At 64.0% G+C, this 15,648-nt stretch carries 13 protein-coding genes; 10 read left to right on the forward strand and 3 right to left on the reverse strand.

Translation table 11 applies throughout. From position 1 onward, the window contains the following. Window positions 1–59: 59 nt before the first annotated feature. Window positions 60–1,397 (forward strand): MFS transporter, encoded by a 1,338-nt coding sequence (locus OKW41_RS07320; RefSeq protein ID WP_429445840.1) that lies wholly within the window; start codon window positions 60–62, stop codon window positions 1,395–1,397. On the opposite strand, the gene OKW41_RS07325 is transcribed toward OKW41_RS07320, so the two are convergent. Further along, window positions 1,372–2,307 carry a LysR family transcriptional regulator gene (locus OKW41_RS07325; protein ID WP_429572038.1) on the reverse strand — a complete coding sequence of 312 codons (936 nt, stop codon included), beginning with the start codon at window positions 2,305–2,307 and terminating at the stop codon, window positions 1,372–1,374. The genes OKW41_RS07320 and OKW41_RS07325 overlap by 26 nt on opposite strands. A gap of 136 nt (window positions 2,308–2,443) precedes the next feature. Between OKW41_RS07325 and OKW41_RS07330 the strand changes: the two genes are divergently transcribed. From OKW41_RS07330 to OKW41_RS07340, 3 genes are read left to right on the forward strand one after another with little or no spacing between them, the layout of a single operon-like run. Then, a complete protein-coding gene (locus tag OKW41_RS07330; protein ID WP_429572039.1) occupies window positions 2,444–3,784 on the forward strand; it encodes an MFS transporter in 1,341 nt (446 codons plus the stop codon). Window positions 3,785–3,807: 23 nt separating this feature from the next. Beyond that, window positions 3,808–4,983 carry an L-rhamnonate dehydratase gene (locus OKW41_RS07335; RefSeq protein ID WP_429572040.1) on the forward strand — a complete coding sequence of 392 codons (1,176 nt, stop codon included), beginning with the start codon at window positions 3,808–3,810 and terminating at the stop codon, window positions 4,981–4,983. 23 nt (window positions 4,984–5,006) lie between these two features. Continuing rightward, a complete protein-coding gene (locus OKW41_RS07340; protein ID WP_429572041.1) occupies window positions 5,007–6,008 on the forward strand; it encodes a 4-hydroxythreonine-4-phosphate dehydrogenase PdxA in 1,002 nt (333 codons plus the stop codon). A 4-nt stretch (window positions 6,009–6,012) separates the two neighbouring features. On the opposite strand, the gene OKW41_RS07345 is transcribed toward OKW41_RS07340, so the two are convergent. Continuing rightward, window positions 6,013–7,029: a LacI family DNA-binding transcriptional regulator gene (locus OKW41_RS07345; protein WP_429572042.1), complete on the reverse strand. Its 1,017-nt coding sequence runs from the start codon at window positions 7,027–7,029 to the stop codon at window positions 6,013–6,015. Window positions 7,030–7,233: 204 nt separating this feature from the next. On the opposite strand from OKW41_RS07345, the gene OKW41_RS07350 reads away from it, so the two are divergent. The 6 genes from OKW41_RS07350 to OKW41_RS07375 all read left to right on the forward strand — a co-directional run bounded on the left by OKW41_RS07350 (window position 7,234) and on the right by OKW41_RS07375 (window position 14,987). Next, window positions 7,234–8,373, forward strand: a complete 1,140-nt coding sequence (locus tag OKW41_RS07350; protein WP_429572043.1) for an ABC transporter ATP-binding protein — start codon at window positions 7,234–7,236, stop codon at window positions 8,371–8,373. A 118-nt stretch (window positions 8,374–8,491) separates the two neighbouring features. Continuing rightward, on the forward strand, window positions 8,492–9,745 hold the full coding sequence (locus OKW41_RS07355; protein WP_429572044.1) for an ABC transporter substrate-binding protein: 1,254 nt from the start codon (window positions 8,492–8,494) through the stop codon (window positions 9,743–9,745). A 78-nt stretch (window positions 9,746–9,823) separates the two neighbouring features. Then, window positions 9,824–10,729, forward strand: a complete 906-nt coding sequence (locus tag OKW41_RS07360; protein WP_429572045.1) for a carbohydrate ABC transporter permease — start codon at window positions 9,824–9,826, stop codon at window positions 10,727–10,729. 27 nt (window positions 10,730–10,756) lie between these two features. After that, window positions 10,757–11,608 (forward strand): carbohydrate ABC transporter permease, encoded by an 852-nt coding sequence (locus tag OKW41_RS07365; protein ID WP_429445850.1) that lies wholly within the window; start codon window positions 10,757–10,759, stop codon window positions 11,606–11,608. A 60-nt stretch (window positions 11,609–11,668) separates the two neighbouring features. Then, the gene (locus OKW41_RS07370; RefSeq protein ID WP_429572046.1) at window positions 11,669–13,633 is read left to right on the forward strand and encodes a beta-galactosidase; all 1,965 of its coding nucleotides are present in this window, start codon (window positions 11,669–11,671) and stop codon (window positions 13,631–13,633) included. A gap of 163 nt (window positions 13,634–13,796) precedes the next feature. Beyond that, window positions 13,797–14,987, forward strand: a complete 1,191-nt coding sequence (locus OKW41_RS07375) for a glycoside hydrolase family 53 protein (protein WP_429572047.1) — start codon at window positions 13,797–13,799, stop codon at window positions 14,985–14,987. Window positions 14,988–15,051: 64 nt separating this feature from the next. Here OKW41_RS07375 and OKW41_RS07380 read toward each other — a convergent pair whose 3' ends face one another. Further along, a complete protein-coding gene (locus OKW41_RS07380; RefSeq protein ID WP_429572048.1) occupies window positions 15,052–15,384 on the reverse strand; it encodes a hypothetical protein in 333 nt (110 codons plus the stop codon). Window positions 15,385–15,648: the final 264 nt, after the last annotated feature.

Below are 15,648 nucleotides of genomic sequence, written 5' to 3' on the forward strand. Positions count from 1 at the left end.
ATAGCGGACGCTACCGTCGGAGCATCGGCGCGGGCTCACGCGACAATCCGGAGGAGACGATGCTGCGACCCAAGGTCAGCCGGGCGGTTCTCGCACTCATGTGCGCGATGTCGTTCATCTTGTATCTCGATCGCGTCAACCTGTCGGCAGCGGCCGGGCTGATCCGCGACGATCTGCATCTGAGCAATACCAACGTCGGCCTCGTGTTCGCCGCGTTCGCATACACGTACGCGCTGTGCCAGGTGATCGGCGGCTGGGTCAGCGACCGCTTCGGCGCGAAGCTCACGCTCGTGACCTGCGCAAGCATCTGGATCGTCGCGACGGTCGCGACCGGTCTCGCGGGCGGACTCGCGTCGCTGTTCGGCGCGCGGCTGCTGCTCGGCATCGGCGAAGGCGCGGCGCTGCCCGCGCAGGCGCGGGCGCTGACCAACTGGTTCCCGTCGAACCGGCGCGGCTTCGTGCAAGGCCTCACGCATTCGTTCTCGCGGCTCGGCAATGCGATTACGCCGCCGCTGATCGCGCTGCTGGTCGCGTATTCGTCGTGGCGTGTGTCGTTTCTCGCGGTCGGCGCGCTGACCTTCGTGTGGGTCGTGATCTACGCATGGTATTTCACCGACGACCCGCGCAAGCATCGCCATATGACCGCGGAGCAGGAAACGCAATTGCCGCCGGTCCGTCAATCCGCGGTCGAAGCGACGCGCGAGCCCACGCCGTGGCGGCGTCTGCTCAAACGCATCGCACCAACGATGCTCGTCTACTTCTGCTATGGCTGGACCGGCTGGCTGTTCTTCACCTGGCTGCCCACGTTCTTCATGCACGGTCGCGGCCTCGATCTGAAAAGCTCGGCGATGTTCTCCGCGGGCGTGTTTCTGTCCGGCGTGGTCGGCAATACCGCGGGCGGCGTGCTCAGCGACCGCGTGTTGAAGCGAACGCGCAACGTCGTCGCGGCGCGCCGCAACGTGATCATCTGCGCGTTTCTCGGCGCTTTGGTGTTCCTCGCGCCGGTGATGGTCGTGAAGTCGCTGCCGGTCATGGCAGCGTGCATGAGCCTGTCGTTCTTCTTCCTCGAAATGACGATCGGGCCGATCTGGGCCGTGCCGATGGACATCAGCCCGCGGCACGTCGGTGTCGCGAGCGGGCTCGTGAATGCGGGCTCGGCGGTTGCGGGGATTTTCACGCCGATCGTGTTCGGCCTGATCGTGGACCGCACGGGTAGCTGGACGCTGCCGTTCGCGGGCTCGCTCGGACTGCTCGCGCTCGGCATCGTCGCGACCTTCTTCATGCGGCCGGATATTCCGCTCGACGCGGCTCGCGCTCACCCGGATCTCGCGGACATCAATGCGGGCGGCGAATTGCGCTTCGCAGAAAACCTCACGCCGCGCGAATCGAATCGATGACCAGTTGCATCGCTGGCGTGATGCGCCGGTTTCTGCGCAGAATCAACCCATACGGTGCGAGCCGGCCGCGTAGCGGCGTCGCGATGGCGGCGATCGCATCGAGCGCGACGTAGTACTGCGCGACCGAACTCGGCAGCACGGCGAGCATGTCCGAATCGCGCAGCAACGACAGCGTGGTCAGAATCGACGACGTCTCGACCGTGCTGACCGGCGGTGCAACGCGCGACTCGCGAAACGTTTGATCGATGACCTGGCGCATCGGGCTCGGATGCGGCTGGACGATCCACGGATAGCGCGCGAGGTCCGCGAGCTTCGGCCGCGTGCCCGTTTGTTTGCCTGTTTTCACGGCCGGATGATCGGGCCGCACGACGATCGACAACGCCTCTTCCGCCAACGTCTCGAAGCTCAGATCGAGCGCTGGAAAGCCATCGGGAATCCGGCCAATCACGATATCGAGCTGATCCTGTTGCAGCGACTGCACGAGCACGTCGCTGGTGTCGATCGTGACCGCCATCTGCAGGCGCGGGTGCGCTTCCTTCAGCTTGACGATCGTGTTTGTCAGCAATTCGGGCGACGGCGCCATCACCGCGCCGATGCGCACCTTGCCGATGTCGCCGGCCTCGATGCCGGCCAACTCCTCGCGCAGCTCGTCGAGATCCTGGAACACGACGCGCGCATAGCGCATCACGGCCTCACCGAAGATCGTCGGCTCCATGCCGCGCGCATGGCGCACGAACAGCGATACGCCCAGCGTGTCTTCGAGTTCCTGCAAGGCCTTGGTCGCGGCGGGCTGGGTCATTGCGAGATCGTCGGCGGCACGCCGCAGCGATTCCGTTTCCGACAGCGCGACCATCAGTTGCAGATGACGCAGGCGCAAGCGTTTGCGAATGGTGGAGGCGGGCGGGATCATGAGCGATAACTTTAGCGAATCGGCCGATTCGAATTATTCAGTAGTCAGTTATCGGATAGTTTCGCACACTAGCGGTTATCGCAGGACGGCAATCGCAACGCCGTTCGCGTTGACAAGACAAAACCGGAGACGACGCATGACGATGACCGCGAGCCCCGCGCTCGACAGCGCGATTACCAAAGCGCGCAAGAGGCTGCTGCCTTTTCTGATCCTGATGTACGTACTGGCGTTCATCGACCGCGCGAACGTCGGCTTCGCGAAGAACGTGCTGCAGGCCGACACGGGTTTGAGCGACGCGGCGTTCGCGTTCGGCGCCGGCATTTTCTTCATCGGCTATGCGGTGTTCGAAGTACCGAGCAACCTGCTGATGTACCGCTTCGGCGCGCGCGTCTGGATGAGCCGCATCATGGTCACGTGGGGCATCGTGTCCGCGTGCACCGCCTTCGTCGACAGCGCCACGAGCTTCTATGTGCTGCGCACGCTGCTCGGCATCGCCGAAGCCGGTTTCTTTCCCGGCATCATCCTGTTCCTGTCGAACTGGTTTCCCGCCAAAACGCGCTCGCAGACGATGGGCATGTTCTATTTCGGCTTCCCGCTCGCGCTCCTGCTCGGCAGCCCGATCTCGGGTCTGCTGCTCGATGCGGGCAATCCGTTCGGCATGCATCCGTGGCAATGGCTGTTTGTCGTCGAAGGGATCGCGGCGTCGGTAGTGGGCGTCGTCGCTTACTTCTATCTGACCGACCGGCCCGTGCAGGCGCACTGGCTCGATGCCGAAGAGCGTGACGCGCTCGATCACGCGTTGCGCCAGGAAGACCGCCAGAAGCTCGCGCATGGTCCGGCTTCGGTGCTCGCGGCGCTGCGCGATTCGCGCGTACTGTTCTGCGGCCTGATCTACTTCGCGGTGCAGATGAGCGTGTATGGCGTCGTGTTCTATCTGCCAACCCGCATCGCCGGGCTCGCGAGCGGCGGCCATGTCGGCGTCGAGGTCGGAATGCTGACAGCGATTCCGTGGATCGCCGCGATCATCGGCACGTTCTGGGTGACGCGCTACGCCGACCGCCACGGTCATCACCGTACCTGGGCCGCGGCGATGCTCGCGCTCGCGGCGTTCGGCATTGCCGCGTCGGCGATGACGTCGTCGGTCACGCTTGCAATTGCCGCCTTCTGTTTCGCCGCCATCGGTTTCGTCTGCGTGCAGCCATTGTTCTGGACGCTGCCCACCGGTTACCTGGGCGGCGCCGCGGCCGCGGGCGGCATCGCGTTGATCAATTCGATCGGCAATCTGGGCGGCTTCGTCGCGCCGAATCTGAAGGGGCTGGCCGAGCGCGCGATCGGCTCTTCGCAGGCGGGTATGTTCTCGCTCGCGGTGGTCGGACTGATCGGCGCATTGCTGCTGCTGACGTTCCGCTTCGCCCCGGCCGCCTCCCATTCCGTCTCTCATCGCAGCGGCCCGCTCGGCGAACGCCCGGGCCACTGACTCTCTGAAGGAAATCGTCGAACATGAAAATCAAGCATATCCGAACGCGTGTTTTCGAGTGGAAAGGCAAAGTCGTGCCGCCGCAAGCGCATTTCTGCACGAACGCGGTCGATATTCTGTACGAGCGTGGCGATGCGATGGGGTCGTTCCGCTTTCACGGCTGGCTCGTCGTCGAAGTCGAATGCGACGACGGCACCGTGGGCATCGGCAATTGCGCGCTCGCACCGCGCATCGCGAAGCAGATCATCGACGAATACCTCGCGCCGATCGCGATCGGCGAAGACCCGTTCGACAACGAATACATCTGGCAGAAGATGTATCGCCGCACGCTCGCGTGGGGCCGCAAAGGCATCGGCATGGCGGCGATCTCCGCGATCGATATCGCGCTGTGGGACATCATGGGCAAGGCCGTGAAAAAGCCGGTGTTCAAGCTGCTCGGCGGGCGCACGAAAGAAAGGATCTGGTGCTATGCATCGAAGCTTTACAACAACGATGATCGCGACGCTTTCCTCGGCGAAGCGGAAAGCTATCTGGACAGCGGCTTCACCGCGATGAAGATGCGCTTCGGCTACGGTCCGAAAGACGGCCCGAAAGGCATGGCGAAGAACATCGAACAGGTGCGTCTGTTGCGTGAACTGGTCGGCGACGAAGTCGACATCATGCTCGAATGCTATATGGGCTGGACGCTCGAATACGCGCGCAGAATGCTGCCGCGCCTCGCCGAATTCAATCCACGCTGGATCGAGGAGCCGGTGATCGGCGACGACGTCGAAGGCTATCAGGAGTTGAAGAAGATGAACCTGATGCCGGTGTCGGGTGGCGAGCATGAGTTCACGAGCTATGGCTTCAAGGATCTGCTCGAACGCCGCGCGATCGACGTGATCCAGTACGACACGAATCGCGTGGGCGGGATCACGGCGGCGCGCAAGATCAACGCGATGGCCGAAGCGTGGTCGGTGCCGGTGATTCCGCATGCGGGACAGATGCACAACTATCATCTGACGATGTCGAGCACCGCGAGCCCGATGTCGGAGTTCTTCCCGGTGTTCGATGTCGAAGTTGGCAACGAATTGTTCTACTACATCTTCGAAGGCGAGCCGCAGCCGGAAAATGGCTATTTGCAACTGTCGGACGACGTGCCGGGTCTTGGCATCAAGTTGAGCGACAGGTATCTTGCCGACTTCAACATCGTCGAATGAGTGGACCGATCCTAGGAAAGCACATGAAGCCACGCATCGCAGTCCTCCTTGGCGACCCCGCCGGTATCGGTCCCGAGTTGATCGCGCGTCTGTTCGCGCAGCGGGTGAACCGTGCGCGCGCGGAGGTGCTGATCATCGGCGACCGGCGCGAGCTCGAAACCGGCATGAAGATCGCGCAGCAGCGCTTCGATTACGACGTGGTCGAAGATGCGCATGCCGCGTTTCAACGCGACGGCGTGCCGTCGCTGATCGATTTCCGTCTGCCTGGCGATCAAGCTTTCGAGCGTGCGGTGGCGACCGAGCGCGGCGGCCGCTATAGTCTCGCCGCGTTCAGGCACGCGCTCGCGCTGACGCAAAGCAACGTCACCCAAGGCATGCTGTTCGCGCCGGTCAACAAGACCTCGCTGCATCTGGCCGGCATGGAAACCGGCGACGAGATGGAGTGGTTCGCGAAGCAGCTCGGCTACACGGGCAGCTTCTGCGAGTTCAACGTGCTCGACGAGCTATGGACTTCGCGCGTGACCTCGCATATGCCGTTGAAGGACGTCAGCGCGAAGCTGTCGGAGGGGCGCATCGTCGGCGCGGTGCGGCTGATTCACGAAGGCCTGAAGCGAGCCGGCCATCCGCAGCCGCGTATCGCGGTATGCGGTTTCAATCCGCACAACGGCGACAACGGCGCGTTCGGCCGCGAGGAGATCGACGTGATCGCGCCGGCCGTCGAGGCCGCGCGCGAGCTCGGCTACGACGCGCAGGGACCGTTTCCCGCCGACACGATCTTCGTGCGCGCGCACGACCAGAAGGCCTTCGACGGCGTCGTCACGATGTACCACGATCAAGGTCAGATCGCGATGAAGCTGATGGGTTTCTGGCGCGGCGTGACCGTGCACGGCGGCTTGCCGATTCCGATCGCGACGCCCGCGCACGGCACCGCGTTCGACATCCACGGCCAGGGCAAGGCCGACGTCGGCGCGACGCAGAAGGCGTTCGACATCGTCACGCGGATGGCGACGGAGCGCGTGAACTAACGCGTCAGCGTTTCCTGCGCGGCCCGGTCGAGGCGCGCACCACGAGCTCGGGCGGTGGCCCGAGCACCATCGACGGCTGCCGCTCCGGCGTCTCGATCAAACGGATCAGGCTCTTGATCGACAACTCCGCGACGGCCGCGGTTTGAATCGCGACCGTGGTCAGCGCGGGATGCACCTGATGCGCGAGCTGAATGTCGGTGATGCCGATCACCGACACGTCGTCGGGCACCGAGCGGCCGAGCGTGATCAACGCCTGGATCGCGCCGATCGCGAGCAGGTCGTTGGTCGCGAAGATCGCACTCAGTTGCGGGCGGTTCGCCATCAGTTCCATGCAGGCGGCGAAGCCGGCGTCGATCGAGTCGCGAATCTGCAGCACGGCGGCCGCATCGGCTTCGATGCCGGCCATGCGCATCGCGGCGCGAAAGCCGTTCGAGCGCGCGTCCTGCAAACCGCCGCAGCCGTCGCCGATCAGCAAGCCGATCTCGCGATGGCCGAGTCCGAGCAGATGCCCCGCGGCCAGCTCGCCGGCACGCGCGAAGTCGACTGCGATGCACGGTAGCTCGGGCGGCGACTCGGGGTGCTCCCACATGGCGAGCAGAATCGGCGCGCTATGCGTCGCAGACGCGCACAGGTCGTTGATTGTGATGTCCGTGTTCATCACGAGCACGCCGTCGGCGAGCGTGCCGGCGATCTGGTTCAGATACGCGCGGCCGATTTCGGCATCGTCGTCGGTATTGCAGACCATCAGGAAGTGGCCGGTCTTGCGCGCCGCGCGCTCGGCGGCGAGCACGAACTCCGGGTAAAACGGGTTCGAGATGTTCGACAGCATGAGCGCGAGTGTCGACGAACGGCCTTCGGCGAGCGCGCGCGCATTGAGGTTCGGCCGGTAGCCGAGCTCGGCGATCGCCTGCAGCACGCGCTCAGCCGTTTCAGGGCGGACTTTCTCGCGATTGCGCAGCACGTTGGAGACCGTGGCGGCGGTAACCTGCGCGCGTTTCGCGACTTCGGACAACGTGACCATGTCGGGTTATCCCATATTTAGGGAGGTCAATTCAAATGTTGCAAACGGCCTGCGACATTGCTAACTTTCTCAAAAACGTAACGGAGACACCCACCATGACTTTATCCGTCGAACTCGAATTTAAGCGATTAAATGCCGCCGGCACAAGGCCAGGGCATTTTATTTCGGCCAAAATTTAAGCGGTTAAATCAAGGCGGAGACAGCATGGCGACGATTCGCCTGAGCGATGTGCAAAAGGCCTACGGCGACCATCCGCCGGTGATCCGGCGCGTGGATCTGGAGATCGCCCAGCATGAATTCTGCGTGTTTCTCGGCCCCTCGGGCTGCGGCAAGTCGACCTTACTACGGATGATCGCCGGTCTCGAAGACCTCAGCGAAGGCGAGCTGCATATCGGCGGCCGCCTCGTCAACGACGTGCCGGCAGCCGAGCGCGAGGTCGCGGTGGTGTTCCAAAGCTACGCGCTGTTTCCGCACATGACCGTGTTCGACAACATCGCGTTCGGATTGAAGCTCGCGAAGCAGCCGAAGGACGTGATCGAGCGCAAGGTGCGCGAAGCCGCGCGGATTCTGCAACTGGAAAGCTTGCTCGAACGACATCCGAAAGCACTGTCGGGCGGCCAGCGGCAGCGCGTCGCGATCGGCCGCGCGATCGTGCGCGAGCCGGGCGTGTTTCTGTTCGACGAGCCGCTATCGAATCTCGATGCCGCGCTGCGCGGCCAGACGCGCGTCGAGATCGCGCGTCTGCATCAGCGCTTCGCGAGTGCGAGCGTCGTGTACGTCACGCACGATCAGGTCGAAGCGATGACGCTCGCCGATCGCATCGTGCTGCTGCATGCGGGCGCGGATGCCGAGCGCTACGGCAGCATCGCCCAGAGCGGTGCGCCACTCGAGCTGTATCACCACCCGAAGTCGCGCTTCGTCGCGGGCTTTATCGGCTCGCCGCGTATGAACTTCGTCGATGCGACCGTCGAGTCGATCGAACCGGGGCGTGTGACGGTGGCGCTCGTGGCCGGCGCGGAAAAGCTGGTCGCGCACGTCGACGGTAAACGGCTGCAACGCGGCCAGCGCGTCACGCTCGGCGTGCGCCCCGAGCATCTGCGGCTCGATGGCGACGAACAGTTCATTCAGTGCGCGACCGTGCTATCGGAACGGCTCGGCGAGCACAGCTATATCCACGCGGACCACGCGGGAGGCACGCTGATCGCGAAGGCGCCCGGCGATACGCCGCTCGGCGCGGGCGAGCGCATCCGCGTCCATGTTCCGCCCGCTGCCTGTCATCTGTTCGACGAACAGGGACTCGCGCTGCGGCGTAGCACGTTCGAGCCGGAACGCGCGGCCGCCTGATCGATCGTCGACGGCGGACCTGCTTCAACGGTTCGTCAAGCTGAATTCCGCCATAGAGCGGGTTACATCGCCGGCCACGCTACGTAGGCCGGTCAACAAGGTAGACAAGGAGACACAGATGATTGCTCTTCGCCTTCGCCGTTTTGCACAGGTGTCGATCGCCGCCGCCGTGGTGGCCAGCGCGCTCGGCAGCGCCGCGGTCGACGCGGCCACGCTGAACGTCAACGTATCGGCGCGCGGTAATCAGCGCTCGACCTGGCAGGATGCGTTCGACCAGTTCAAGAAAGCCAATCCCGACATCGACCTGAAAATCACCTACGTGACCGAGGAAGCATACAAGGTGCAGATGGGCGGCTGGCTCGCTACCGATCCACCCGACGTCGTCTCGTGGCACGACGGCGAGCGGATGGCCTATTACGCGCAACGTGGTCTGCTCGAAGATCTGAGCTCGGACTGGGCGAAGAATGGCTGGTCGCAGCAGTATGCGTCGGTCAAGGACGCGTCGACGTACAAGGGCAAGCAGTATGCGGCACCGCTCGGCTATGACGCGTACGGCTTCTTCTATCGCAAGGATCTGTTCGAGAAGGCCGGCATCAGGAGCGAGCCGAAAACGTGGGACGAACTGCTCGAAGCCAACAAGAAGCTGAAGGCGATCGGCGTCGCGCCGATCGCGGTGGCCGCACGCGACAGCTGGACGCTGGCCGCCTGGTTCGACTATCTCGATCTGCGCATCAACGGCAACGAGTTCCATCAGAAACTGATGGCCGGCGAAATTCCGTACACCGATCCGCGCGTGAAGAAGGTCTACACGACGTGGAAGACTCTGCTCGACAATCACGACTTTATCGACAATGCGCTGTCGTACGACGTCGATTCGATCGGCCCGATCCTCAACAACGGCAAAGCCGCGATGATGCTGATGGGCACGTTCTTCTCGGCGAGCTTCCCGCCGTCGATCAAGGACCAGATCGGCTTCTTCCGCTTCCCGGTGCTCGACGCGAACGTGCCGATGGCCGAGGACGGCCCCGTCAACGTGCTGCTGATTCCGGCGAAGGCGAAGAACAAGGCCGACGCGCGCAAGCTGCTCGCGTTCATGGAGACGCCGAAGATCAACGCCGAACTCGCGAAGGGCTGGGGACAGTTGCCGTCGAACAGCCAGGCGGCGCCGCCTGAGGACGCAATCTCGAAGGTCGGCTTCCAGACGCTCGCGAACACGAAGGGCGGCATCGCGCAGTTCTACGATCGCGATATGCAGAAGGAAATGGCCGACGAAGGCATGAAGGCCATGCAGCAGTTCTACAGCGATCCGTCGCAACTCGACAGCGTGCTCGCTCATCTCGAAGCGACGCGCAAGCGCATCTACCAGAAGTAAGTCCGGCCGCGCCGGCCGCCTGAGCGCGGCCGGCTTCCGGGTCCCAATTCCGCCTTCGATTTCCGACGAGGCCGTTCCATGTCTCATACCGCAGCGCGCCGCCTGCCCGCGGCGCGGCACCGTCGCGTCTCGACGACGCGCCGACATCAGCATCGCGCCGCGTTTTTCTTTCTGCTGCCGGGCTGCGCGTTGTTCGCGCTGTGCGTGATCTATCCGATCATCAGCAGCATTTCGCTGAGCTTCTACAACTGGGACGGCATGACGCCGAAGACCTTCGCCGGTCTCGCCAATTACGTCGAGCTGTTTCAGTCCGATACGTTCTATACGGCGCTGAAGAACAACCTGATCTGGCTCGCGCTGTTTCTGCTCGCGCCGCCTCTCGGTCTGCTGTTCGCGCTGTATCTGAACCAGCAGGTGCGCGGCATGCGCGTCGTGAAGTCGCTGTTTTTCGCGCCGTTCGTGCTGTCGGGCGTCGTGGTCGGTCTCGTATTCAGCTGGTTCTACGATCCGACGTTCGGGCTGCTGCGGCTGATCGTCGGCCGTGGCATCCCGGTGCTCGGCGATCCGCACACGGTCACGCTCGGCATCATCTTCGCCGCGCTGTGGCCGCAGGCGCCGTTCTGCATGATTCTGTATCTGACCGGGCTCACCGGTATCAATCCCGAAGTGGTCGAGGCTGCGCGCATGGAAGGCGCGCAGGGGCTGCGACTCCTGTGGCACGTGATCCTGCCGCAATTGCGGCCCGCCACCTTCATGGCGGTGGTGCTGACCGTGATCGGCGCACTGCGCAGCTTCGATCTGATCGCGGTGATGAGTGGCGGCGGTCCGTTCGACAGTTCCACCGTGCTCGCCTATTTCATGTACGACCAGGCGATCAAGTACTACCGCGAAGGCTATTCCGCCGCGATTGCGGTCGTGCTGTTCGCGATCATGCTCGTCTATATCGTGTTCCATCTGCGCCGCATGTTGCGTGAGGAACGCTGATTCTCTGAACCTCAGGAGTACCCGGTCATGTATCCGCTTCCCGTCGAACGCTGGAAACCGCTGAATCGCACGCTTTACAAGGCCTCGCTGCCGCTGGCGCTGTTTATCTGGCTGCTGCCGATGCTCGCCGTGCTGCTGACCTCGATCCGCTCGACGGATGAATTGTCGCAAGGCGATTACTGGACGTGGCCGAAACACTTCGCGTTGCTGGAGAACTACGGCACCGCGCTCACGCAAACGCCGATGCTGCATTACTTCGCCAATAGCGTGCTGATCACGGTGCCGTCGGTGATCGGCGCGATCGCGCTCGCGTCGATGGCGGGCTTCGCGTTGGCGACGTATCGCTTTCCGGGCAACACGGCCGTGCTGTTCGCGTTCGTCGCCGGCAATTTCGTGCCGATCCAGATCCTGATGATTCCAGTGCGCGACATGGCGCTGAAGTTCGGCCTGTTCAACACCGTGTGGGCGCTGGTGATCTTTCATGTGTCGTTTCAGACCGGCTTCTGCACCTTGTTTTTGCGCAACTTCATCAAGCAACTGCCGTTCGAGATGATCGAGGCCGCGCGCGTCGAAGGTGCGGGCGAGTGGACGATCTATCTGCGCATCGTGCTGCCGCTGATCCGCCCCGCGCTCGCCGCGCTCGCGATCCTCGTGTTCACGTTCGTGTGGAACGACTACTTCTGGGCGCTGTGCCTTACGCAAGGCGACGACGCCGCGCCGATCACGGTGGGCGTCGCCGCGCTGAAAGGGCAGTGGACGACCGCGTGGAACCTCGTCGCGGCGGGCTCGGTGCTGGCCGCGTTGCCTTCGGTGCTGATGTTCTTCGGCATGCAGAGGCACTTCGTCGCCGGACTGACCTTCGGGGCGAGCAAGGGATAAAGGGCGCTTGAAACACGATTGAAACGACGGCTCGACGTCAACTCACCACGAGACTTTCACATGCAACTTGGTGTCTGCTACTACCCGGAACAATGGCCGCACGCGATGTGGGCCGACGACGCGCAACGTATGGTCGAACTCGGCATCACGCATGTGCGGATCGCCGAATTCGCGTGGAGCCGTATGGAGCCGCGCGCCGGCGAATTCGACTGGCAATGGCTCGACGAAGCGATCGAAACGCTCGCGAATGCGGGCCTGAAACTCGTGCTCGGCACGCCGACCGCTTCGCCGCCGAAGTGGCTCGTCGACGCCCACCCGGACGTGTTGCCGGTGCGCGCGGACGGCACGCGCTGGAATTTCGGCTCGCGGCGTCACTACGATATTTCGAGCGACACGTACCGGCGCGAATGCGTGCGCATCGTCACCGCGATGGCGAAGCGCTATGGCCGGCATCCGTCGATCGTCGCATGGCAGACCGATAACGAACTCGGCTGCCACGACACGGTGCCGAGCTATTCGGCCTCGGCGTTGCAGCGCTTTCACGCGTGGCTGCAGCGGCGCTACGCAACGATCGGCGCGTTGAACGACGCGTGGGGCAATGTGTTCTGGAGCATGGAGTACCCGTCGTTCGACGCGATCGGGCTGCCGACGCTGACACCCACCGACGCCAATCCGATCCATCTGCTCGACTTCCGCCGCTTCATGTCCGACGAGGTGGCGAGCTTCCATCGCGAGCAGATCGACGTACTGCGCGAGCATGCGCCGAACGCGGATCTGCTGCACAACTTCATGGGCTTTTTCACGACCTTCGATCACTATCGTTTCGCCGCCGACAACGCGATCGACGTCGCCGCATGGGACAGCTATCCGATTGCGCGCACTGAGTCGATCGCGTTGCCGGAGGAGCAGAAGGCGCGCTTCGCGCGTACCGGACATCCCGACGTGTCCGCGTTCGATCACGACCGCTACCGGGGCATTGGCGGAGGGCGCTTCTGGGTGATGGAGCAGCAGGCCGGTCCGGTGAACTGGGCGTCGTGGAATCCGATTCCGGCGCCGGGCATGGTGCGGCTTTGGGCGTACGAGGCGTTCGCGCATGGCGCGGAGCTGGTGTCGTATTTCCGTTGGCGTCAGTGCCCGTATGCGCAGGAGCAGATGCATTCCGGGCTCAATCTGCCGAACGACGAACTGTCGCCGGGCGGTCTCGAGGTGCAACGGGCCGCGCGTGAGATCGCGGGCAGTACGGCGCTGTCGACGCTCGCCGCGCCCGCGCGCGCGGCCACCGCGCTGGTATTCGACTACGAGACGCAGTGGATGTTCGAAATCCAGCATCACGGCAAGGGCTTCGACTACCAGACGCTCGCGTTCGACTACTACGAGTCGCTGCGTGAACTCGGGCTCGATATCGATATCGTGTCGAGCCGGGCAGATCTTTCGCGCTACCAGCTAGTCGTGGTGCCGAGTCTCGCGGTGATCGACGCCGCGCTCGTCGAGCAGATCGCGCGTTCGAACGCGCAATGGGTGTTCGGCCCACGCAGCGGCTCGAAAACCGACGCGTTCGCGATTCCCGGCAATCTGCCGCCCGGCGCGTTGCAGCGCGCGCTGCCGATCCAGGTGCTCGAAGTCGAAACGCTGCGCTCGACGCTCGCGCCCGCGCTGTCGATCGACGGCACCGAGGGTCACGCGCTGCACTGGCGCGAGCATGTGCGCGCCAATGGCGAGACACGCATTGCCGTGCGCTTCGACGATGCCTGGCCCGCGCTGCTGACGCACGGCAACGTGCGCTATGTGGCCGGCTGGCTGTCGCATGAACTGCATCGCACGCTGTTGCGGCAGGCGGCGCGCGACGCGGGCCTCGATACGCAGGTACTCGCCGACGGACTGAGGCTGCGCCGCCGCGGCGGCTTGACCTTCGCATTCAATTTCGGCGCGCAACCAGTGCAGGCGCCAGCACCGCGCAATGCGACGTTCGTGCTCGGCGAGCCGCGCCTGAATACCGGCGACGTCTGCGCGTGGAAAGACGCGTGACGTGGTGTGGTTGTCACGTCACGTCAGGAAGTCAACCAGGGAGGAAGCGGTAGCAGCAGCCTGAAAACTCGCAGTTCAAAACTCGTAGGTTGCAACACGGACGCATCAAACCAGGACCAGGCGGCCCGCAAAGAGCCGCCATTTAATCGATGGAGGATGACGGATGAACCGAAGAGAAATGCTGGGATGGCTGGCGGGCGTCGCTGCGGCGGCGGGTGTCGGCGCGACGCTCGGCGCGCCCGCTGTTGCGGTGGAGCAAGGTGGGGCGCCCGGCAACGCCACGGCGCAGGACGCCGCCGCGCGCGCGAGCCGCTTCGCGATGGGCGCGGATGTCTCGACGTTGCTCGAACTCGAAGCGAACGGCGCGAAGTATTACGAGCATGGCGAGGCGCACGACTGCCTGCATATTCTGAAGCGTCACGGCATCGATTCGATCCGTATCAAGGTGTGGAACGATCCCGGCAATCCTGACTTCTTTCCGGCCAATCAGAGCCCCGCGGCCGGCTGGAACAATGCCGGGCACGTGCGCATTCTCGCGCGCCGCGCCGCCGCGCTCGGCCTGCGTATTCTGATCGACTTCCACTACAGCGACTGGTGGGCCGATCCGGGCAAGCAGTACCCGCCGCACGACTGGGCCGGCAAGGACATCACCGAGACCTGCGCGCTGCTGTCCGCGTATACGTCGAACGTGTTGCGGATGCTCGAGCGCGACGGCGTGCATCCCGAGTGGGTGCAGATCGGCAATGAGATCACCGGTGGCATGCTGTGGCCGCTCGGCAAGTACGATCAGCTCGATAACCTCGCGGCGCTGCTGAAGGCCGGGCACGACGCGGTCAAATCCGTCGACGGGCGCATCAAGGTGATGCTGCATATCGACAGCGGCGGCAACAACGCGACGAGCCGCTGGTGGTTCGACAACATGACGCAGCGTGGCGTCACGTTCGACGTGATCGGCCTGTCGTATTACCCGCAATGGCAGGGCTCGTTCAGCGACCTGCAGGGCAATGTGAACGATCTTGCGACGCTCTACGACAAGGACGTGATCGTCGTCGAGACCGCGTATCCGTGGACGACCAGCGACGGCGATCCGGAACCGGACTCGATGACCAACGTCGGCACCTCGCCGTACCCGCAGACGCCCGCCGGCCAGGCGCAGTTTCTCGGCGCGGTGACCGATATCGTGAAGGGGATCCCCGACGAACACGGCAAGGGCGTGTTCTGGTGGGAGCCCGAGTGGATTCCGACGCCGAACGTCGGGTGGAAAGTCGGCGCTGGCGACCAGTGGGACAACAACACGCTGTTCGATTTCCACGGCAACGCACTGTCGTCGCTGGATGCGTTCCGGCGGCGCTAGCGCATCGCGGGTGACGCGCGGCTGAATGCGCGCCAGCCGCTACGCGCATGGGGACACGCCGGCATCACTGTGCCGGCGATGCCTGCCCCTTGTGCTGGTTCACGCAGTCCGACGTGATCGCCATGCTCGCCTGATCGGGCGTCATGTGTGGCGCGTCGGGGCTGTAGATCTTTTCGATGATCGCGTCGACGGCAGCGCGGTCGGACGGGTCTTTGTAGTAGTGGGCGGCCTGCTCGAGCGCCTGAGCTTTGGTCTTTTTGTGTGCGCGCCACGACGCGACCTGGCCGGCGATATCGCCGAGCGCGAAACATTGATCGCTGACGGTCTGCGCGACGGCCTGAGCGGCCGGCTGCGCGATGCACAGCGCGACGAGCGCGGATACGACTACGCGTTTCATTACCGGAGTCCTGACATGAGACGGCGGCGGCGCGGAAGCGGCGGTGATCGCCGCGCCGGGCCGCGCGCGGAAAAATTGTTGCGTAGTGTATAGGGAAGTAGGCCGGGGCGCTTTTGCCGCCGTGGATCACATGCCGCAGGCGAACGGGTGGGACGTCGATGCGTCACAGCGGCAGCGGCCGATCCTTTAGCCAGGTTTCAGGCGCGGCGATGGTTCTGATTGCCGTGCTGCTGTGTGTCGAGCAACTGATCGCGTTCAGGTAAG

This window comes from Paraburkholderia sp. UCT70 (assembly GCF_050434085.1).
Taxonomy (GTDB): Bacteria; Pseudomonadota; Gammaproteobacteria; order Burkholderiales; family Burkholderiaceae; genus Paraburkholderia; species Paraburkholderia tuberum.